Below are 20,451 nucleotides of genomic sequence, written 5' to 3' on the forward strand. Positions count from 1 at the left end.
CTGCGGTGCGGTTACCGTTCCTACACGAATGCGTCTGTTCTTATAGGTCCATAAAGGGGGCCTATATGTATCGCGTTCTGACCTGTCTCACTTTGGAACATGACTGGCGGTTGGTCGTCCTCGGCGGGGTGATCTGCCTGCTCGCCAGCGCCGTCGCGATCAGCCTGTTTCACCGTGCCCGCGCTGCGCAGGGGCGGGCCCGCGAGATCTGGATCGGCCTCGATGCGGCGGTCGGCGGTTGCGGTATCTGGGCCACCCATTTCGTTGCCATGCTGGCGTACGATCCCGGCATCGAGGCCGGGTACAACATTCCCATCACGCTGCTGTCGCTGGTGCTCGCGGTTGCGATCCTGGCGGTCGGATTGGCCGTCGCCACGCTCGATGGACGCTGGCAGACGGTTGCGGCCGGTGGCGCGATCGTCGGCGCCGGTGTCGCGGCGATGCATTACACCGGCATGCTCGGGCTGGAGCTGCCCGCGCGCATCATCTGGTCGCCCGGCATCGTCGCCTCGTCGATCGCGTTCGGAAGCCTGTTCGGCGCGCTCGCGCTCGTCGTTGCCACCCGTGGCGAACGTTTCGGCACCACCGCCGCCGCGACCGGTCTTCTGACCGTCGCGATCGTCTCGCATCATTTCACTGCGATGGGCGCGGTGACGCTCGTCCCGGATCCGACCATCGTTTCCGGCGGACTTACGGTCTCGCCGCGCGTGCTCTCGTTCATGACCGCCGTTGCGGCCTTCGCGATCCTCGGCCTCTCGCTGATCGCCTCGATCCTCGACCGTCGCGCCAAGACCGAACTTCACAAGCAGAAGGTGGTGCTCGATACCGCGCTCGAGAACATGTCGCAGGGGCTGTGCATGTTCGATGCCGACGGCCGCATCATGCTGTTCAACGAGCGCTACAGCGAGATGATGGGGCGCAGTCGCATACCGCTGCAGGGACGCCTGCTGATCGATGTCCTGCAGGACCTCCATTCCATCGGCGAGTGGGACGGCGATCCCGAGGAGTTCTGCAATGCTCTCGTCGCCGAGGCAAAGGCCGGCCACAGCGCGACGCGGATCGTCAGCCGCAACGAGCGCGCGATCCGCGTCGTCGACCAGCCGATGAAGGGCGGCGGCTGGGTCGCGACCTTCGAGGACATCACCGAATGGCAGCAGGCACAGGAGCAGATTTCGCACATGGCGCGGCATGACGCGCTGACCAATTTGCCGAACCGGACGCTGTTCCGCGAGCAGCTCGAGAAGGCCTCGAGACTGGCCAAGCGCTCCGACCAGCTGGCCGTGCTCTGTCTCGATCTCGATCATTTCAAGGAAATCAACGACACGCTCGGACATCCGATCGGCGACGCGCTGCTCCGCGAAGTCGCGCGCCGGCTGGGCGAATGCGTCACCGAGCACGACACCGTGGCGCGGCTCGGCGGCGACGAATTCGCCATCGTGCAGTTCTGCAGCAATTGCGAGCCGTCCGTCGTGTCGTCGCTGGCAAGTCTCGTGGTCGAGCGGATCGCTGCGCCCTACGAGATCGGCGGCCATCAGCTCGTGATCGGCGTCAGCATCGGCATCTCGCTCGCGCCCGAAGACGGCAAGGATCCCGACGAATTGCTGCAAAAGGCCGATCTCGCGCTGTACCGCGCCAAGGCCGACGGCCGCGGCACCTATCGCTTCTTCGAGACCGGGATGGATGCGCGTGCGCAGGCGCGCCGCCTGCTGGAGCGCGACCTGCGGCTCGCGCTCGAGCATGACGAGTTCGAGGTCTACTACCAGCCGATCCGCGATGTCGCGGGCGATCGGATCGTCGCCTTCGAGGCGCTGGCGCGCTGGAACCATTCGCTGCGTGGCCTGATCGCGCCGAACAATTTCATTCCTGTCGCCGAGGAAACCGGGCTGATCGTTCCGCTTGGCGAGATCGTGTTGCGCAAGGCCTGCGCGGATGCCGCGGGCTGGCCCGAGGCCGTCGCGGTTGCCGTCAATCTCTCGCCGGTGCAGTTCAAGAACCCGAACCTGGTGTCGTCGGTGAAGGCGGCGCTGGAAGCATCGGGCCTGTCGGCGGACCGGCTTGAGCTCGAGATCACCGAATCGGTGCTGCTGCAGAACAGCGAGGCGACGCTCGCGGTGCTGCATGAGCTTCGCGGCTTCGGCGTCCGCATCTCGCTGGACGATTTCGGCACCGGCTATTCCTCGCTGAGCTATCTGCGCAGCTTCCCGTTCGACAAGATCAAGATCGACCGGTCCTTCGTCACCGACCTTGCGACACGCGAGGACTCGATGGCGATCGTGCGCGCGGTCACCGGCCTCGGCAAGAGCCTCGGCATCGTCACGACCGCCGAAGGGGTCGAGACCGATACCCAGTTCGACCTGCTGCGTCGGGAGGGCTGCACGCAGGCGCAGGGCTATTTGTTCAGCCCGCCGCGGCCGGCAGCCGACGTCGCCAAGATGTTGCGCAGGACGCCGGAACGGTCGGTCGCCTGAGTTGGAGGGCTAGCTCAGCTCTTGCGCAGGGCAAAATAGGCGCCGCAGAACGCCATCAATGCGCCGAGGCACAGGGCGGCGAGGCCAGCGAGCACGGCGGAAATGGTCGAGACCGTGCTCGGCGCCGACGCGGCCTGGCCGGCACCGGCCAGCATCAGCACGCCGACGACGATCAGGAAGTTACGCATCCGCTGCGGGATCTGGCCGGCCACCGCGCTGTGCATCAGATTGGCGGTGAAGTAGCCGCCCGAAAATCCGACGGTCGCGATCAGCCACCACGCAATCGCGGCGCCCGCCGGCATGAACTCGTGGCTGTCGGAGCGCCACAGGCCGCCGAGATCGAGCCCGTAGCGCGCGCCGAGCATGTGCACGGCAAGCGCCAGCAGCACGCCGGATATCATCGCGCCGCCGAGGATGAGGTAGCGCGGAAAATAGGTCGTCTCGGGCATGGCTCGCTTGTAGGATAGGCGCGACAGGCTGCGCAAGCTGCGTGTGCGTTTGAACAGGTGGAACGGCGGCTTGCCAACAACGTTGCAGGATCGATCGGAGGCAGGCGAGGGCTCGCCGCTGCGCTACGCCTACAAGGCCTCATTGATCGGCTCGGCGCACCAGTTCGAGCTGACCGAGGACGGGCTGGCGTGGCGGATCGCCGGCCGGTCGGGCGTGTGGGACTATGCCGACATCTCCGCGGTGAAACTGTCCTATCGCCCGGTCTCGATGCAGCAGCAGCGGTTTCGCGCCGACATCGACAACGCCAGGGGCGGGCGGATCGCGATCCTCTCGACCACCTGGCAGACCGCGACGCTGGTGGCGCCGCAGGGCCATCTCTACCGCGACTTCATCGTCGAGCTGCATCGCCGGATGCAGGCGGCGGGCAGCACGGCCAAGCTGGTCGGAGGCCTCGGGCCGAAGACGTACACCGCCGCGCTGGCGCTGCTGGCCTGCCTTGCGGTGGCAATGATCGGATTGCTGCTGACGGCGCTGCTGACCTCGAACTGGATGGGCGCGCTGTTCCTGGTCGGCTTTGCCGCGCTGTTCACCTGGCAGGTCGGCGGCTTCGTCACGCGCAACCGGCCGCGGCGCTACAGCTTCGATCAATTGCCCGATGCGCTGCTGCCGAAGGCGGTTCGCAATCGGTGAAGCGGTTCGCGCGGCCGGACTGTAAGCGGGTTGTAAGCAACGCGCTGTAAACTCGGCGACGGATTTGCTTTTGGCTGGAGCGTCAGATGACAATCCGGACCCCATTTTTGGCTCTATGCCTTGTGCTCCTGAGCATCCCGCCGGCTCTTTCCAAGGGCAGCGTGGGCAACAAACATGATCCGCTTGATCCCAATCACGTCGACAATCTGCCGCCCGACGTGCGGCGATACGTTGCCGGAATCTGCAGGGGAACGCCGGTCGCGCAGCACGACTTTGCGACCTACTCGCCGCAAGAAAAGCGCTGGCGGATAAACCTCGAATATCTGCAGTGCGGCGTGATCGGGGAGTATCGCAAAGGCAACCAGTGCATGGATGTGGACTTCGTAGCCGAGGGCGCGCATTTTCGTCTCGTGAGAAAGACGTATGCGGCCTGTGGCTTTTGATGCCCTGGCGCTCACTGGAAATGGGCCGCTGCGAGTGCCACTCCTATCCAATTCTGGACTGCGGCGCCGCTTCGGAGTGAACGTGCGATGTCACTCCGTCGAGTCAAAATCCTCTTCGGTCGCGCTCAGCATTCCCGCCAGTGTCCGCAGGCCGAGGTCGAGTTGCTCCATCGGCGGTGCGGCGAGTGCGAGCCGCACCGCATTGGGCGCGTGCCCCGGCGTGGCCGCAAAGGTGGTCGACGGCGTCAGCGCGATGTCGCGGCGCGCCGCGGCCGCGACCAGTGTCTGCGAGCGCCAATGCGGCGGCAAGGTCAGCCAGAGATGATACGACTTCGGATTGGTCTGGATTTCGAAATCGGCCAGATGCTTGGCCGCCAGAAGCTGGCGGCGGCCGGCATCGATCCGCTTCAGCCGTGACAATTCGGCGGCGGTGCCGTCGGCCATCAGCCGCTGCCCCGCGGCGAAGGCGTAGCCCGACGCGGTCCAGCCGCCCGAGCGCACCGCGGCCATGATGCTCTCGCGCAGCCGCGGCGGCGACACGATGAAGCCGAGCGCAAGGCCCGGCGCGACCTTCTTCGACAGGCTGTCGAGCACGATGCAGCTGTCGGGCGCCAGCGCGGCGAGCGGCGCCTCATCGTCGAGGAATCCGTAGACGCCGTCCTCGATGACGATGAGGCCGAGCTTCTCCACCACGCGCAACAGCTCGGCGCGGCGCTCGGCCGGCATGGTGATGCTGAGCGGGTTCTGGATCGTGGGCTGGACGTAGATCGCGGACAGGTGCGCCTCGCGATGCGCCTTCTGCACCGCATCCGGCCGCACGCCGTGTTCGTCCATCGCGAGCGGCACCAGCGAGATGCCGAGCCGCGCCGCGATGCCCTTGACGAACGGGTAGGTCAGCGCCTCGACGCCGCAGCGTCCGCCGGGCGGCACCACGGCGGCGAGCGCGGCGGCGATGCATTGCCGGCCATTGGCGGTGAACACGATCTGGTCGGGATTTGGCGTCCAGCTTTTGCGCGCCAGAAATTCCGAGGAGATGGTGCGTGCCGCCCGCGTGCCAAAGCTGGTCGCCGGCCGCAGCGCGCCCTCGAGCACCTCGGGCCGCTCCAGTCCTTCGAGGCTCTTGGCGATCATCGTCGCCTGGTGCGGCAGCAGCGGATAGTTGAACTCAAGGTCGATGCGGGCGCCGCGCGGTTCGGTCGGGGCCGTGATGCCGCGGCGTGCCTCGCCGGACACGAAAGTGCCGCGGCCGACTTCACCGACTACCAACCCGCGCCGCAACAGTTCGGTGTAGACCCGGCTCGCCGTCGAGACGGCGATGTTGCGGTCATAGGCGAAATGACGCTGCGGCGGCAGCCGGTCGCCCGCCTTCAGCGCGCCGCTGGCGATCTCGGCGGCCACCGCATCCGCCAGCTTCAGATATTCGAACCTCGACATTATTGCACCGAGAGCAATGTTTTACTTGCTCCGAGCAATGTACCGGATCATTTAAGAGGGAACAAGCCCATGATTGCACCGATGAGTGCGCAAGCAATCCGAGGTCCCGGCGGCGCAGGCGCTGAAACAGCATTTGCGTCAACGGCGTAGCTTTGTCTATGGGCAGCGAAGGAGAGATGACAATGTCAGCGATATCCTCAGCCGCCGCAGCGCCCGCGCGGCCTAGCACATTGGGCGGATTGCTCCGATTGCTCCGAGTGTGGGGCGATGCGCTCGCGACCTATTGGGTGCGCCGCGAGGCGATCAAGACGCTGCGCCAGCTCGATGACCGGGCGTTGCGCGATATCGGACTCTCGCGCTGCCAGATCGAGACCGCCGTCACCGGCGACTTCGACCTGGAGCTGGTGCGGATCCGTTAAGATGCCGGTGCTGCGCTCATGCATGATCCGGAAAAGTGCGAAGCGGTTTTCCCTCGCGACAAACGCGGGACGCGTTTGCGCGGAGGTCATGCTCAAACAAAGAGCTAAAGCGCGATGACGATTCAACCCAATCACGTCGCGCCTTAGGGCCGGGCGCCGACTGCCGGTTGCAGAATTCACCGAAACTACACCAAAAAAGCGGAAGAGCCCCATCTCGTCACCGCCGTCGCTCCAAGGTTGTGACGCTCTATGCTAGCCTGTTAGCTGCGTACGCTAGCGTTGAGTTGGGGACCGATGGCCGCTCGCAAATTGTCGCAAGGGCAGGCCCCGACCCGGGAAGCGCGTCGCCGCTGGCATGAGGAGCGATCGCTGCGCTGTGCGATCCGGTTGGCCCGCATGGGCTACTGGGAGTCGCAGAGTGCCGCCGCGACCGATCTCTGGATATCGCCCGAGCTCGCCGCCTTCTACGAATTCGACACAGCCGACGGCTACATCCCCATCGCCACGGTGCGCGAGCGCTATTTGCCTGAAAGCCGGAAGCTCCTGGAGGCGCATTACGCGGCCTGCTGGGCGGAGGGGCGGCCCTATGCGGTGCGCGCGAGACTCCGCAGTTTCGATGGCAGCCTGCTCGACTGCGTGGTGCACGGCGAGCCGGAGTTCGACGCGGACGGCCAGGTCCGACGCGTGTCCGGCATCGTCCGCGACGTCACGGAGGAGACCTCCGCGCTGCGGCGCCTGGCGGAGAGCGAGCAACGGCTGGCCGATTTTGTCTCGACCGCCTCGGACTGGTGCTGGGAGAGCGACGCCGAGCATCGGCTGCTGCCCTATCCCAAATCGCTTGCCGGCAATGCGGCGTTCCAGACGGTGGCCGCCGGCAGGAAGGCGCGCTGGGAGCTGACTTATGCGGTCGAGGACGGGGAGGCGATGGCGCGGCACCGGGCCGATATGGAGGCCCATCGCCCTTTTCGCGACTTCACCTATACGCTGATCGGCAAGGACGGCTCGCGCGTCAGTATCTGCACCAGCGGCAAGCCCATCTTCGGCGATGACGGCAGCTTTCTCGGCTATCGCGGCACCTCCAGCGACATCACCCAGCTCAGCGCGGCCAAGGCGCTGCTCGACCAGCGCACGCGGGCGCTGGAGGAGGCCCACCGCCTCGGCAAGATCGGCACCTGGAGCTTCCGGCTGGACAGCGGCCGCACGATCTGGGCGCCCGAGCTCTACCAGCTTCTCGGCCTGCCCGACACGTTCGAGCCGACCGATGAGAACATGGGACCCTATTTCCTGGACGGCGACGCCGACCGCTTCCGGGAGGTGCAGAAACGGGTGCTGCGCACCCGCCGGACCGAGGCCACCGATCTACGCATCCTGCACGCGGACGGCATGCCCCGCGATCTGGCTGTGATCTGCAAGGCGGAGGTTGCCCACGACAAGGTCATCGGCATCATCGGCACCGTGCAGGACGTCACCGAGCGCAAGGAAGCCGAGCGCCAGCTCGAGCAGCTCGCCTACAGCGATCCGTTGACCGGCCTTGCCAATCGCGCGCTGTTCACGCGCCAGCTCGCCGCGCTGACCGAAGGCTGCTCCCAGGGAGGCCGGACCGGTGCGCTGCTGCTCATCGACCTCGATCGCTTCAAGGAGGTCAATGATTCCCTCGGCCATGCCGCCGGTGACGAATTGCTGATCAAGGTGGCGGCTGCGTTGCGGCAGGAATTGGGGGCGCGCGCCTTCATCGCCCGGCTCGGCGGCGACGAATTCGCCGTGCTGGCGGATGGATGCGACACGTCCGACGCCGCGCTGACCGGGCTTGCCGATCGGCTCGTCGGCAAGCTGTCCGGCCCTGTCGATCTCGCCGAGGGCGAGGCCTCGGTCGGCGCCACCATCGGCATTGCCCGCCTGCCGGAGCACGGCGCGACGGCGGAGACCGCCGTGCGCAACGCGGACCTCGCGCTCTACATGGCCAAGGAGGCCGGGCGCGGCCGGGCGCAACTGTTCGAGCCGGTCTATGCGCAGGCGGTCGATGAAAGGCTCGATCTCGGCCGCCATCTGCGCCACGCCGTGGAGGCCGGCGCCCTCGAGGCCCATTACCAGCCGCAGGTGGACCTGAAGACCGGCCGCGTCACCGGCTTCGAGGCGCTGCTGCGCTGGGCCCATCCCGAGCGCGGGCCGATCTCGCCGGCGGAGTTCATCCCGATCGCCGAAAGCTCCGGCCTCATCGTCGACCTCGGCCTGTGGGTGCTGCGCGAGGCCTGCCGGCAGGGCCGCGCCTGGCTGGATGCCGGGCTGCCGCCGCGCTCCATCTCGGTCAATGTCTCGCCGGCGCAGATCTGGAGCGTGGATTTCGAGACCGCGGTCTCGGCCGTGCTGGCGGAGACCGGCTTTCCGGCGAAGCTGCTCTGCCTGGAGCTGACCGAAAGCCTGTTCGTGGATCATACCGAGCAACGGATCAGTCGCACGCTGACGGCGCTCTCCGGCTTGGGCGCCCGGCTGGCGCTGGACGATTTCGGCTCGGGCTATTCCTCGCTCGGCTATCTGACGCGCCTTCCTTTCGACTGCCTGAAAGTGGACCGGGCCTTCGTGGATGGCATTTCCACCGCGCCGGAGAAGCGCAAGCTGCTCGGCGGCATCATCGCCCTGTCGCACGGGCTCGGCATGACGGTCGTGGCGGAGGGCGCCGAATTGTCCGCCGAACTGGACGTGCTCGGCGGGCTCGATTGCGATTTGGTGCAGGGCTTCGTGTTTTCCCCGCCCATCGCCGCCGACAAGGCGCCGCTGGTCGCCGCCAGTATCGAGCGCGAGGTGCGTCGGATGCAGCCCCAACGGAATCGCCTCTAGGCGAACACCGCTTGCAGCATTGTTTTTGTGCGTGGCTTTGCCTCGATGGTGGCAGCTGACCAATCAGCTGGGCCGTGTACTCATAAAGCGGAGCTGGATGAGGGACGCTTGATGTCCGCTCTCACCCTGACAGCCGCGAGAAAGCGGACGTCGCCGGAGGTTCGAGAAGGGCCACGAACCGATACTTGGCCGCGAGCCAACGGGCCTCCTGACTTGCACCTCGATCTCATCGATCCCTATTCGATGGCCGATTGTGCAGCCAGTTCGGCCTTGCGTAGCGTTTTGATGTCGTTTTCGGTGTGGTTCACCGGGGCGAGGTGAATCTCCACTTTTAAGAGCTTGCCTGTATAGGGATTGGGCGACGCGTAATCATCGCTGACCGGCGATCCCGTATCCATCCCGATGTCGAAAGTTTCATCGGCCGAGAACCGGCCCAAGACGCTCTTTTCGACCCGCCCCTCTCCAACCTTCGTGTCATTGACGAAAAGCGTGACTACGCCACCCTTTCCGAGCCCACCGCCGTCGTACTTGAAGTCCACGCGAATGATTGCCGGACCCGGTGCGAGCTTCTCCGAACTGGCGACCTTGTATCGTTGCAAGGAAAACCAGTTGTATTCGTAAGTCGGCTTACCGTCCTTGATGTAGAGAGCGTAGCCGGCAACGGTGCCGCCAGCCGCGATCAACACACCATCACCGCCTGCTTGCGGAACATCGATATACGCCGCGATGCTGTGCGAGCGGTTTTTCACGTTGGGCGATGAGCTTTCGGGGATCCGCGTGGCGCCGGGGTAATAGGTAAAATCGGTGCGTCCCGCGATCAGGCTCGGACGCAAGCTTGGGTCGGCGCGCTCGATGAACCGGTCGTCCAGCGGGAGCACGTCGTATTTTGCTGCCTCGACCCAGAACAGGTCCTGCATGTCGCGCAGACGCTTGGGCTCTTGAGCCGCCAAGTCGTTGGCCTCGCTGAAATCGCTCTCAATCCGGTAAAGCTCCCACTTGTCGTTGGCGAAATCATACGAGCCGATGTTTTGCCAGGGCAGCCGTCCATGGCGGACGCACGCAACCCATCCGTCGCTGTAGATCGCACGGTTGCCGAACATCTCGAAATATTGAACGCGACGCTGCTCTTCAGCCTTCGGGTTGTCGAAGGTGTAAACCATGCTGACGCCTTCGATCGGCTTTTGGGCAACCCCGTTGACCGACGAGGGCTGCTCGATTTGAGCAGCCTCCAGGATCGTCGGAACGATGTCGATCGCGTGATGGAATTGAGTGCGAATGCCGCCTTTGTCCTTGATCCTGTTGGGCCATGAGATGACGAGCGGATTGCGCGTACCGCCGAAATGCGAGGCGACCTGCTTGCCCCATTGGAATGGTGTGTCCATGGCCCACGCCCATCCCACGGGAAAATGATTGTAGGACTTGGGACCGCCGATCTCGTCGAGATGCGCCAGGATATAGCTCGGGTCCTCCTGCTGACCGTTAACGCCGACCATCTCGTTAAAGGTGCCATTGAGGGTACCTTCCATCGAGGAGCCGTTGTCGCCAATCTCCCAAAAGATCAGCGTGTTGTCCGTTTGGCCGACTGCTTCCAGAGCATCGAGGACGCGCCCAACATGAAAGTCGGTTTGGGCCGTGTAGGCGGCGAAGGTCTCCATCAGCCGCGAGGCGATGCGCTTCTGATCAGCGGAAAGGGAATCCCAGGCAGGAATCTCCGCCGGCCGCGGGGTCAGCTTGGTGTCGGCAGGGATCACGCCCAGGCGCAATTGTCGCTGGTATGTTTCTTCCCGATATCTATCCCACCCCTGATCGAACTGCCCCTTGAACTTGTTGATCCATTCCTTCGGCACGTGATGCGGCGCGTGCGTGGCACCGGGCGCGTAATAGATGAAGAATGGCCGGTCCGGTGTCACCGACTTTTGCTTGTTGATGTGACTGATCACCTCATCCGCAAGGGCTTCATTCAGGGTGTAATCGGCTTTCCGGCCCTTCGGGACCTCCATCTCGATGGGTGTGTTGTCGCGATAGAGCGCCGGCGCCCACTGGTTCGCTTCACCCCCCAAGAAACCGTAGAAGTGATCGAAGCCCTGCCGGGTTGGCCAGCGGTCATAGGGACCCGACACACTGGTCTCCCAATCCGCAATATTGTGGTTCTTGCCGAACCAGGCTGTGCTGTAGCCATGCTGGCGCAACGGCTCTGCCACCATGGCGGCGCTGTTGGGAATCTGTCCGCTGTAGCCGGGATAGCCGTCGCCCAATTCGGTGATGTTGCCTGTTGCGGCGGAATGATGATTGCGGCCCGTGAGCAGCGCGGCCCGCGTTGGAGAACATAGCGCCGTGGTATGGAAGCGCGTGTAGCGCAATCCGGCCTTTGCGAGCCGGTCCAGGTTCGGGGTAGGGATTTGGCCGCCGAAAGTCCCCCATTGTCCGAAGCCGCAATCGTCGATCAGAACGAGCAGGACGTTCGGCGCGCCGCTTGGTGCACTAATGATCGGTATCTTGTCCGGAAACGAGTCCTTATAGGTGGTGCCGATTTTTCCCTTGAATGGCGGCTGCGGAAGCGGCAGCACTTCCTGAGCCTGCGCCGACTCGCGAAGCCAGGACCAACCGAGTGCCGACGCAAGCGCGCCCTTTGCGGTGGAAAGAAAAAGCTGACGGCGATTCATCGATGCCTCTCCTTCTGTTACGCGCTTGGGCTTTCGGACGCCTCCGCTAACGTGTGGTACGGAGAGGTGTCACCCCGCTCACCTGACGCTGTACAACCATTGGGGGATCGAAATGGAAGCGCCGCTTTGTTCCCTTGATCTAGATCAACGGAGGGCCCCTTGGTACTTCGGGCCAAAACCGCGTCTCGCGACCACTTTGGTCAGAAGCCGAAGAACTCGATGTGAACACAATGCATCCGCTTTGGGGGGCATAGTGACCAAAGCCGTTGGTCAGCGCCTGATTGAGCCGGACTGCCGAGCCGATGCTGTCCAGCAAGCCGCGCGGCGTGCCATAGCGAATGACCGCCGCATCCTCAATGGCATCTTTGTGGCGCAATTTCTGAATATTAGAAGAATGTCCCTGAGTTGGCCGACGTGTCAAGTCGCCTGGTCGAACGCGGACCGAAAGGCCGGCGGAGACGGTGTTGGGCGGCATGGACGCCGCCCAACACGATCATGAATCTCATTTTGCCATTGCCGTCCTGGCGGCCTCGATTTTCGCCTTCACAGCATCGAGGTTGAAGCTCGCGCCCTTCTGCATCGGCGGAAATTCGATTGCGGTCATGGCCAGCTTCTCGACCTCCTGTTGAACGAACACGAAGCGCCAGAATTCATATTTGAACCAGTCGAAGTATTGTTGCGCGCCGTATTTGGTCCCGCTGTCCGGCCAGCCCGTTCGCTCGAACGGATCCAGGCGGAGGTTGATCAGGTAGGGCACGTCAACCTTGGTTTTTTCGCCCAGCCAACCCCCGGGCTGGTCGATGAAGCGATACTTGTAGTCGTCGATGCGCACGGCCCCCAGCTCGCTCTCGCCGAAGTACCAGATTTCGTGCCGGTTCGACGGCCCCTTGCCGGTGATCATGTCCATCTGATTATAGCCATCCAGATGGCACTTGTAGGTGCGATCGCCGATCTGCTTGCCCTTCTTCAGTTCCTCGGCAATGTTCGGATTGCCGGCAGCCGCCAGCAAGGTCGGGAACCAGTCCAGGCCGGAGATGATTCCGTTCTCGACCTTGCCCGCCGGCACCTTGCCCGGCCAGCGGATCATCGCCGGCGCGCGGAAGCCGCCTTCCATGACCGTACCTTTGCTCTGCGCGAAGGGTGTCTGTCCGCCATCCGGCCAAGTGAAGACCTCGGTGCCGTTATCCGTGGTGAAGATGACAATGGTGTTGTCATCCACGCCCATGTCCTTGAGTTTTTTCATGACGAGGCCGACATCGTCGTCGAGCTGCGCCATGCCGGCTTCATGAATCGACCAGCCGTTCTTGGAGTTGCGCATCGCCTCGTACTTCGGCGACAAATGCGTGACGATGTGCATGCGGGTCGGATTGAGCCACAAGAAGAACGGCTTGTTATCGGCCTTGGCCTTTTCAATGAAACTCAACGCAAAGTCTCGAATTTCATCGTCCACGGTTTCCATCCGCTTGGGATAGAGCGTTCCGGCGTCCTCAATTCTTTGCTTGCCGACCTTGCCCCAGCGGGGATCCACGGTGGCGTCGTCCACATTGGTCGCCCACGAATGGATCATGTTGCGCGGGCCGACCTTGTTCAACAGCTCCTGCGGATAGGCAGGGTGGGCCGGATCTTCCATCGCGTCGAGGTGATACAAATAACCGAAGAACTCGTCGAAGCCGTGCACGGTCGGCAGAAATTCGTTCTTGTCGCCAAGGTGGTTCTTGCCGAATTGGCCGGTGGCATAGCCCATGCCCTTGAGCGCGGTGGCAATGGTCACAGCCTCTGCCGGCAAGCCTGTGGGGGCGCCGGCCTGGCCGACCGTTGTCATGCCGGTGCGGATCGGCAGCTCGCCGGTGATGAAGTTGGCGCGGCCTGCGGTGCAACTCGCCTCGGCGTAATAATCGGTAAACAGCATGCCTTCTGCGGCGATCTTGTCGAGGTTCGGCGTCCGGCCGGCCATCATGCCACGATGGTAAGCACCGATATTCCAGATGCCGATATCGTCCCCCATGATGACGACGATATTGGGCCGCTGTCCGCTCGGTGCCTGCTGCGCTTGGGCCAGTGCCTTTTCAACCGACGCGGCGGCGCCCAAGGCGGACGCGGCCGCCAGGCTTGTCGTCGCGAGCAATACATTGCGACGGCTCATGTCGCGCGCAGTGTTATCCTTCTCATCGCTCATCAGTTGCTCCCTTTCTTATGACGCATCAAAAACCAACGTGGCTCGTGGACGTATCCACCGCGTCCGCATGGCGCGCAGCCGGGCGATAGCGACGGCAGTAGTTCGGCGCGCAGAGATGCGAGCCGCCTTTGAGAACCTTGCGGGGAATCTTGATCCTGGGCAGAGACGGATCGTGGCTGTCTTGCTCTCGCCCGCCGCGCGGATCCTGAGGAGCGCAGCACGCCTTGGCCGCGTCGGGCGCATGCCTGGTGGACCACCAATCGGTGGTCCACTCCCAGACGTTGCCGATCATGTCATGAAGGCCGTAGCCATTCGGTGGGAACGCCATCACCGGCGAGGTGCGCGCCTGACCATCGTCGGTAAGATTCTGGTATGGAAAAACACCTTGCCAGGTATTCGCCATTGGCCTGCCGCCGGGCATCAGCTCGTCGCCCCAGGCGAACTCGGCTCCGTCGAGGCCGCCGCGCGCGGCAAACTCCCATTCGGCTTCGGTCGGCAAGTCCTTGCCAGCCCATGTCGCATAGGCCTCGGCATCGCGATAGGCAATGTGGACCACGGGATGATCGTCGAGGCCGCTGATCGAACTGCGGGGGCCATATGGCCGGCGCCAGTTGGCGCCAAATTTGAAATTCCACCATTGCGACCAGTCGCGCAAATCGACCGGACGCTTCGGTGGCGTGAAAACCAGCGAGCCTGCCTTGAGCATGTGCGGCAGTGCGCCCGGATAGTCCTTTGCGTCAGGCCGCGTCTCCGCTGACGTCACGTAGCCGGTTGCGTTGACGAACTTGCGAAAATCGCGATTGGTGACCGGCGTGCGGTCCATCCAGAAGCCGCTCACCGAGACGCGATGGACCGGCGCCTCTTCGGCATAGTGCCTGTCTGAGCCCATGCGGAACGTGCCGCCCGGAATCCAGATCATGCCTCTTTGGCTGGGCCCATCCGACAAAGGTACGCCTGCCGCAACGCCAACGTCGTGCATGGGCTACTCGCAGTGAACGAGCTTTCAAAATTACGAGCGTCGCCTCCAAGAATCTCTCGGCAGCTTTCTAGCGCCGATTCTGCCAGGGAGGAGCGCGGCTTAACACCTTAGTCGGTCAACGTGACAATCGAACATCTGAAGCGGTGGCACGTTCGCAGCGGCACAACCTTCTCCCATTGATCTAGATCAATCGAGCCAGGTCGCCCGTTCCTTGTGGAGAGCCCTGATGACTATGCAAAAAGTGCCAGGGTTGTGGCGTCATGGACACAATCTTCCAATAAACCTCCGGCTGAACTCAAGTGTGCCGAATTCGCGTGGACGAACGGCGGCGTCAGCTTATTCTTTCCGAGTTTCTACCCCGCCGGAGCAAGGGTGGGATCGCGAGAGTCGGGGAATCGGCGATGCGGTACTTTAAACCGAATTTGGGGCGCAGATTTTTTCCGCGGTGGCATTTGAGTGTTGGGGCGCTTGCCGCTTTGCTGGCGCTTTCCACCCAAGCGGCTCGGGCCGATGAAAATGGCATCAGCTTTTGGATACCCGGATTTTTTGGCAGCCTCGCGGCTGTTCCCCAGCAGGCGCCGGGCTGGTCGGTGAGCACGGTTTATTATCACACCTCTGTTTCCGCCGGCGGCGACGTGGCGCGGTCGCGCGAAATCACGCTTGGTCGCTTTCCCGCGAATCTGACGGCCAACGTCAACGCGAACGTCAATGCGAATGTGAACCTTGGCCTTGTGGCCGGGACCTACACCTTTGCAACACCCGTGCTGGGCGGTCAGGCTTCTGCCAGCCTGTTGGCGACCTACGGCTCCAACTCCACGTCGCTGGCGGGATCGCTCGTTGGGACATTGACGGGACCGGGCGGCGGCACGTTCCCCTTCTCCCGGTTTGACAGCATCGACAGCTCGCTCATTGCATTCGGCGACCTGATCCCGCAGTTCGCGCTGCGCTGGAATGCCGGTGTCAACAATTACATGACGTACGTCACCGCCGACCTTCCGGTCGGCGCCTATCAGTCGGGCCGCCTGGCGAATTTGGGGATTGGGCACTGGGCGGTCGACGCGGGCGGCGGCTACACCTATTTCGACCCAAAGACCGGGCATGAATTTTCGACGGTGCTGGGATTCACCTACAACTTCGTCAACCCCTCCACCCAATATCAAAGCGGCGTCGACATGCACCTCGACTGGGGCGCATCGCAGTTCCTGACCAAGCAGTGGCAGGTCGGCCTCGTCGGTTACTTCTATCAGCAACTCGGCTGCGACAGCGGCTCCGGCGATCGCGTCGGCTGCTTCCGGTCGCGCGTGGCCGGTGTCGGCCCGCAGGTCGGCTACATTTTCCCGGTCGGAGACATGCAGGGATATCTGAACCTGAAGGGCTACGGCGAATTCGCCAATGAAAATCGGCCAGCAGGCTGGAACGTCTGGCTGACGTTCAATCTTCAGCCCGCGGCGCCAACGCCGCCGACATCCACAAGGCCCAGATTCACGAAATAGCAATAGCGGTGACGCTGCCACCGGTGCCGTGCTGAAGGCTCAATCTGGCGCGGCGGTAGCGACGCAATCAGCCAATGGATACTCCGCGAGCGTGCGGACATGTCCGGGTTGGGGCCAAAACAGGGACATCAACAGGACGATGCCAAAGCCACGGCAGCTTGTCGGCGGCTATAGCCTGATGCGCTTTTCGCTTGCCTTGATCGCGGCGCCTCAAACCCGATTCACTGTCCCGGCCATAAAGCCGATAAACGATCCGGTGAAGAAAGAGGCACTAAGCATCATTAGACTGCCCGTCACGGAGAGAACAAGCTTGTCTTGAACAAAATGAAGTACGATCCACCCCAGCAGCATGCAGATTAGCCCGCAGCCTGCCGGCCACATCGCACGCCGCCGAACTGCGAGCCGCTGGGCCGGGCCAAGCAGCTCGGAGTTCCGTGATAGATTCCAGGATCGGCGAAACGACACCTCGAAACTCAAGGCTACCACGATCAGACAAGCCGTGAGGAAGTAACCAGACATTACCCTTGGTGCCAACCGTTACCATCTTGAAGGACACGGGCGAGACAATAGCGTGGCTTGATTGCCTCAACCTTAAGGAGATAGCGAACAAACAGCTGTATCGGACCACTATTCCAAACTCGTCAGCGAAGTCCGCTCAAGCACTGCCGGCGTGTGGCAACGCGCTACGACAAACGCGCTGCCAACTGCCTCGGGTTCGTCCAACTCGCGTCAATCCGGCTGTGGCTACGCGCTAATGAGTCCACGTCCTGGTTGGATTAAAGCAGGCTGAGATTAGGCTGCGCCCGCAAATAGGGCGCGTTTCCCTTTCCCGCCTGCGACGTGTGGGGCGAGGGGATGCGGGAGCAATTTCGGAATATTAGAAGAATATTCCTGAGTTGCCCGACGTGTCAAGTCACCTGGTCGAACGCCGACCGCCGCCGGCTACTTTGCATGGGGTTGTTTTCGATATTTTGGCAGCGCCGCCTGCGGCGGCCCCGTAACTCATCCCGCTTTAGTGCCGCACCACCAGCACCGAGCATTTGGCGTAGCGCACCACGTGCCCGGCATTGGAGCCGAGGAAGTAGGTGCGCATCGCCGGCCGGTGCGAGGTCATCACGATCAGGTCGGCCTTCATGGTCGCGGCCTCCTCGAGGATCTCGTGATAGATGCCGCCCTGGCGGACCACGCCCGAGATGCGGGAGGGCGCGATGCCGGATTCGCGCGCCACGATCGCAAGCGCCTCTTCCGACGTTTCGCGTTGCTGGCTGTCGAAATCCGCCGGCACGTATTCGGCGAGCATCACCGGCGTCATCGGCAGCACGTTGAGCAGACGCACCGTCCCGTTCCATGTTTGCGACAATGTTGCAGCGGTTGCGATCGCCGGTTTCGCCAGGTCGGTATCGGCGAGGTCGATCGGAACGAGAATGGACTTGTACATCTGCGCCTCCTGTCCGCGATTGGTCTGGAGCCGTTTGGTCCCTGTGCCCGGGACGCGCGCCTTCTTTTTCTTGAAGTCGGTCTGGTATCGACGCGAACCGGTCCCCCTGTCGCGCAGACGTCAATATAGCATGGCGGCGCGGCGCTGTCCGCTTGCGTCAGCTGCGCGAGGCCTGCTTCAACAGTTTAGGGCTGACGAACAGGACGAGCTTGCCGCGCCGGAACGAGACGTCGTTCCAGTCGTCGGTCGCGAAGTCGAAGACGGCGAGCCCCGAGGTCGGCAGATTGTCGCCGAGCGCGCGCTTTGCGGCCTCGTCGCCGCTGCCGGTCAAGGTCAGCGCGAGCTCGTGCATGCCGGGATTATGGCCGATCAGCATCAGCCGCTTCGGATCGGTGACCGAAGCCATCCGGATCGCGGTCAGCAATTGCACCGGATCGGCGCCGTAGAGGTCCGGCACGAATTCGACTTTCGGCGCATGCCCGGCGCCCTTCAGCACCTCGCGCACGATCTCCCAGGTCTGCCTGGTGCGGACCGCCGGCGAGACCAGCGCCAGATTGGGCAGGGGTGGATGACGGGCGATCCAGCCGCCGATCTCCGCTGCGTCGCGGTGGCCGCGCTCGTCGAGACGGCGGTCCTGGTCGTGCCCCGAAGGCGCGTCGTGTTCGGTTTTGGCGTGACGCAGCAGCAGCAAACGGCGCATGGACTTCCATTCTCGATTCGGTCAGGTCGAATTAATTCTACAGGCTCATGCCCTGGACAAGGTGACAAGCGCCGCAGCGGTCCGTAAGAAACGCCATGAGCGAGAGTTCCACAAGTGCGGCGGACGGCCCCGATCAGGCGGCCTTGCCGTTCCGCGACCGTCTGGCGTTCGACCTCGACGTCGACATTTGCGTGGTCGGGGCTGGGCTGGCCGGCCTGACCGTGGCGCGTGAGGCGGCGCGGCTCGGTGCGAGCGTTGCGGTGCTCGAGGGCCGCCAGATCGGCTGGAACGCCTCCGGTCATCATCTCGGCACCGTGATGCCGGGATTCGGCCTGCCGATATCAGATGTGATCGAGCGCGTCGGCCTCGACGATGCCCGCGAATTGTGGGCGCTGTCGAAGGAGGGCGCCGACTATGTCCGCGCCACCGCTACCGAAGATTTGATCCCGGGCATCGAGCCGAGCGATGGCGCGCTGGAAGTCTCCAATGTCGATGTCGGCGAGGCGCTGATCGGCCGTCTGCAGACGCTCGGCGAGGATTTCGCGACCGAGGTCGAGGGCTGGCAGGTCGATCGCGTGCGCAGCGTGCTCAGGACCGGCCGCTATTTCCACGGCATCTATTATCCGAAGGCGTTCCAGATCGATGGCCGCAAATATGTGCACGGCCTCGCCGCGCTGGCGATGCGGGCGGGCGTGCGGATCTTCGAGGAGACGCCGGTCGTCAGCATCGATTTTTCCGGCATCCGCAAACGCATCGTGACGCCGACGGCGCGGCTGCGGGCCAACCATATCGTCCTCGCCGGCAACATCCATCTCGGTGCGCCGTTGAAGCGGCTGTCCGATACGCTGCTGCCGGTGTGGCGCTACGCGGCATTGACCGAGCCGCTCGGGGAGCGGCTGGCCGAGACCATCGCCTTTCCCGGCTCGGTCGTCGACAGCGACGGCATCGACCATTTCCGTGTCGTCGATGGCGATCGGCTGCTGTGGGCCAGCCCCGAAACCACCTGGGACGCACGGCCGGAGCGCCTCGGCGCCGCAGTGCAGCGTCGCGTCGCCACGGTGTTTCCGCAACTCGGCAAGGTTCCGGTCGCGGAGATGTTCGGCGGCGCGGTCGGCGTTACCGTGCACGGCATGCCGCAGATCGGCCAGTTGCGCCGGGGCCTGTGGGTGGCGAGCGGCTTCGGCCGGCAGGGACTCAACACCTCGGCGCTCGCCGGGCAGCTGATCGCGCGCAGCATCCTGTGGGGCGACGACCGCTGGCGGCTGTTTTCGCCGTTCGAGCTGGTCTGGGCCGGCGGCACCACCGGCCGCGTCGCCGGTCATTTCGTCAGCCTGTGGGCGAGGGGGGCCTCGTCCGTGGCAGGTGTTCTGGCGCGCTACCGCGAGGGTGCACGTGCGAAGGAGCGCCTGCGCGAGGCGCGGCTCGCCGAGGCCAATCTCAGGGCGGGAACCCGGGGACCCGCACTCCGCCGTCCACCCCCGTCGGCTGTGCGGCCGGCGCGTGCGCCCGCGCCCAGGCAGATCGAGGACGGTGAGGCGCCGTATCCGGATGCCTCGCAAGAAAGTGAGCGGATCTCCGACGGGCGGATGTAACGTCCGCCGGCGGGATTCGTATCTGTTGACGAACCTCGGGGCACGCCCCCTGAGCCGTCCGCACTGGAGATGATTGATGATCGATCGCCGCATCCTGCTTGCTTCCGTCGCCGGCCTGTTCGGCTTCGCCGCCTTCCGCTGGCTGCGCGCCTCGCCGGCGCAGGCCGCCGAGAAATTCGAGATCGAGAAGACCGACGCCGAATGGCGCGCCCAGCTGACGCCGCAGCAATACGAGATCCTGCGCAACCAGGGCACCGAGCGGCCGGGATCGAGCCCGCTGCTCAAGGAGCACCGCAAGGGCACCTTCGCCTGCGCCGGTTGCGACCTGCCGCTGTTCTCGTCCGAGACCAAGTATGAGAGCGGCACCGGCTGGCCGAGCTTCTGGAAGCCGCTGGAGAATGCGGTCGGCACGACGTCGGACCGCACCTTCGGCATGGTGCGCACCGAGGTGCATTGCCGCCGCTGCGGCGGCCATCTCGGCCACGTCTTCGACGACGGCCCGAAACCGACCGGACTGCGCTACTGCATGGACGGTTTCGCGCTGGTGTTTCACCCGGCGGCGCCGTCGGCGACCTGACATTCCTTCCCGGCAATTGTTGCCGCTCCCGGCAAATGTGCCCCGGTCGAACGACCGGGGCATTTTTTTCAAGCGGATGATTTTGTTACGTTTT

Annotated in this window: 15 protein-coding genes and 1 pseudogene; 9 read left to right on the forward strand and 7 right to left on the reverse strand. The window is 63.9% G+C overall.

From position 1 onward, the window contains the following. The first annotated feature begins 65 nt into the window (after positions 1–65). Complete coding sequence (locus tag ACVWZM_RS34640) at positions 66–2,468, forward strand: EAL domain-containing protein (protein WP_253589847.1); 2,403 nt, start codon at positions 66–68, stop codon at positions 2,466–2,468. A gap of 14 nt (positions 2,469–2,482) precedes the next feature. Here ACVWZM_RS34640 and ACVWZM_RS34645 read toward each other — a convergent pair whose 3' ends face one another. After that, the gene (locus ACVWZM_RS34645) at positions 2,483–2,917 is read right to left on the reverse strand and encodes a hypothetical protein (RefSeq protein ID WP_168855013.1); all 435 of its coding nucleotides are present in this window, start codon (positions 2,915–2,917) and stop codon (positions 2,483–2,485) included. 70 nt (positions 2,918–2,987) lie between these two features. On the opposite strand from ACVWZM_RS34645, the gene ACVWZM_RS34650 reads away from it, so the two are divergent. Next, on the forward strand, positions 2,988–3,608 hold the full coding sequence (locus ACVWZM_RS34650; RefSeq protein WP_456855717.1) for a hypothetical protein: 621 nt from the start codon (positions 2,988–2,990) through the stop codon (positions 3,606–3,608). Positions 3,609–3,694: 86 nt separating this feature from the next. Further along, entirely contained in the window at positions 3,695–4,051 is a 357-nt protein-coding gene (locus ACVWZM_RS34655; RefSeq protein WP_253589849.1) for a hypothetical protein, read from the forward strand. Positions 4,052–4,141: 90 nt separating this feature from the next. Here the strand turns inward: ACVWZM_RS34655 and ACVWZM_RS34660 are convergent, their stop codons facing one another. Continuing rightward, positions 4,142–5,485 carry an aminotransferase-like domain-containing protein gene (locus ACVWZM_RS34660; RefSeq protein ID WP_229159674.1) on the reverse strand — a complete coding sequence of 448 codons (1,344 nt, stop codon included), beginning with the start codon at positions 5,483–5,485 and terminating at the stop codon, positions 4,142–4,144. 257 nt (positions 5,486–5,742) lie between these two features. Between ACVWZM_RS34660 and ACVWZM_RS34665 the strand changes: the two genes are divergently transcribed. Both ACVWZM_RS34665 and ACVWZM_RS34670 read left to right on the forward strand, forming a co-directional pair. Further along, on the forward strand, positions 5,743–5,904 hold the full coding sequence (locus ACVWZM_RS34665; RefSeq protein ID WP_080583391.1) for a DUF1127 domain-containing protein: 162 nt from the start codon (positions 5,743–5,745) through the stop codon (positions 5,902–5,904). 294 nt (positions 5,905–6,198) lie between these two features. After that, entirely contained in the window at positions 6,199–8,739 is a 2,541-nt protein-coding gene (locus ACVWZM_RS34670; RefSeq protein WP_456855718.1) for a sensor domain-containing protein, read from the forward strand. 236 nt (positions 8,740–8,975) lie between these two features. On the opposite strand, the gene ACVWZM_RS34675 is transcribed toward ACVWZM_RS34670, so the two are convergent. The 3 genes from ACVWZM_RS34675 to ACVWZM_RS34685 form a co-directional block, all read right to left on the reverse strand. Continuing rightward, the gene (locus tag ACVWZM_RS34675; protein ID WP_456855719.1) at positions 8,976–11,402 is read right to left on the reverse strand and encodes an arylsulfatase; all 2,427 of its coding nucleotides are present in this window, start codon (positions 11,400–11,402) and stop codon (positions 8,976–8,978) included. A gap of 502 nt (positions 11,403–11,904) precedes the next feature. Further along, entirely contained in the window at positions 11,905–13,545 is a 1,641-nt protein-coding gene (locus ACVWZM_RS34680) for an arylsulfatase (RefSeq protein WP_456856824.1), read from the reverse strand. A 58-nt stretch (positions 13,546–13,603) separates the two neighbouring features. After that, positions 13,604–14,557 (reverse strand): formylglycine-generating enzyme family protein, encoded by a 954-nt coding sequence (locus ACVWZM_RS34685; RefSeq protein ID WP_456855720.1) that lies wholly within the window; start codon positions 14,555–14,557, stop codon positions 13,604–13,606. Positions 14,558–14,958: 401 nt separating this feature from the next. Here ACVWZM_RS34685 and ACVWZM_RS34690 point away from each other — a divergent pair, with 401 nt between their 5' ends. Beyond that, positions 14,959–16,050, forward strand: coding sequence for a SphA family protein (locus ACVWZM_RS34690; RefSeq protein ID WP_456855721.1), 1,092 nt, complete (start codon positions 14,959–14,961; stop codon positions 16,048–16,050). A gap of 648 nt (positions 16,051–16,698) precedes the next feature. Then, positions 16,699–16,830, forward strand: a pseudogene (locus ACVWZM_RS34695) (IS5/IS1182 family transposase); the annotation flags it as partial. Positions 16,831–17,062: 232 nt separating this feature from the next. Here the strand turns inward: ACVWZM_RS34695 and ACVWZM_RS34700 are convergent. Together ACVWZM_RS34700 and ACVWZM_RS34705 are read right to left on the reverse strand one after the other, a co-directional pair. Further along, positions 17,063–17,488 (reverse strand): universal stress protein, encoded by a 426-nt coding sequence (locus ACVWZM_RS34700; RefSeq protein ID WP_016840840.1) that lies wholly within the window; start codon positions 17,486–17,488, stop codon positions 17,063–17,065. A 157-nt stretch (positions 17,489–17,645) separates the two neighbouring features. After that, positions 17,646–18,188 (reverse strand): SixA phosphatase family protein, encoded by a 543-nt coding sequence (locus ACVWZM_RS34705; protein ID WP_229191929.1) that lies wholly within the window; start codon positions 18,186–18,188, stop codon positions 17,646–17,648. A 95-nt stretch (positions 18,189–18,283) separates the two neighbouring features. On the opposite strand from ACVWZM_RS34705, the gene ACVWZM_RS34710 reads away from it, so the two are divergent. Further along, positions 18,284–19,780: an NAD(P)/FAD-dependent oxidoreductase gene (locus ACVWZM_RS34710; RefSeq protein ID WP_456855722.1), complete on the forward strand. Its 1,497-nt coding sequence runs from the start codon at positions 18,284–18,286 to the stop codon at positions 19,778–19,780. A gap of 76 nt (positions 19,781–19,856) precedes the next feature. Next, positions 19,857–20,357 (forward strand): peptide-methionine (R)-S-oxide reductase MsrB, encoded by a 501-nt coding sequence (msrB, locus tag ACVWZM_RS34715; RefSeq protein WP_092084905.1) that lies wholly within the window; start codon positions 19,857–19,859, stop codon positions 20,355–20,357. The last annotated feature ends 94 nt before the right edge of the window (positions 20,358–20,451 follow it).

The organism is Bradyrhizobium sp. USDA 4501, from assembly GCF_054062115.1.

Coding starts and splice junctions, on each gene's coding strand:
- ACVWZM_RS34640 (WP_253589847.1), top strand. CDS start 66: ATGTATCGCGTTCTGACCTGTCTCACTTTGGAACATGACTGGCGGTTG.
- ACVWZM_RS34645 (WP_168855013.1), bottom strand. CDS start 2,917: ATGCCCGAGACGACCTATTTTCCGCGCTACCTCATCCTCGGCGGCGCG.
- ACVWZM_RS34655 (WP_253589849.1), top strand. CDS start 3,695: ATGACAATCCGGACCCCATTTTTGGCTCTATGCCTTGTGCTCCTGAGC.
- ACVWZM_RS34660 (WP_229159674.1), bottom strand. CDS start 5,485: ATGTCGAGGTTCGAATATCTGAAGCTGGCGGATGCGGTGGCCGCCGAG.
- ACVWZM_RS34670 (WP_456855718.1), top strand. CDS start 6,199: ATGGCCGCTCGCAAATTGTCGCAAGGGCAGGCCCCGACCCGGGAAGCG.
- ACVWZM_RS34675 (WP_456855719.1), bottom strand. CDS start 11,402: ATGAATCGCCGTCAGCTTTTTCTTTCCACCGCAAAGGGCGCGCTTGCG.
- ACVWZM_RS34680 (WP_456856824.1), bottom strand. CDS start 13,545: ATGAGCCGTCGCAATGTATTGCTCGCGACGACAAGCCTGGCGGCCGCG.
- ACVWZM_RS34685 (WP_456855720.1), bottom strand. CDS start 14,557: ATGCACGACGTTGGCGTTGCGGCAGGCGTACCTTTGTCGGATGGGCCC.
- ACVWZM_RS34690 (WP_456855721.1), top strand. CDS start 14,959: ATGCGGTACTTTAAACCGAATTTGGGGCGCAGATTTTTTCCGCGGTGG.
- ACVWZM_RS34700 (WP_016840840.1), bottom strand. CDS start 17,488: ATGTACAAGTCCATTCTCGTTCCGATCGACCTCGCCGATACCGACCTG.
- ACVWZM_RS34705 (WP_229191929.1), bottom strand. CDS start 18,188: ATGCGCCGTTTGCTGCTGCTGCGTCACGCCAAAACCGAACACGACGCG.
- ACVWZM_RS34710 (WP_456855722.1), top strand. CDS start 18,284: ATGAGCGAGAGTTCCACAAGTGCGGCGGACGGCCCCGATCAGGCGGCC.
- msrB (WP_092084905.1), top strand. CDS start 19,857: ATGATCGATCGCCGCATCCTGCTTGCTTCCGTCGCCGGCCTGTTCGGC.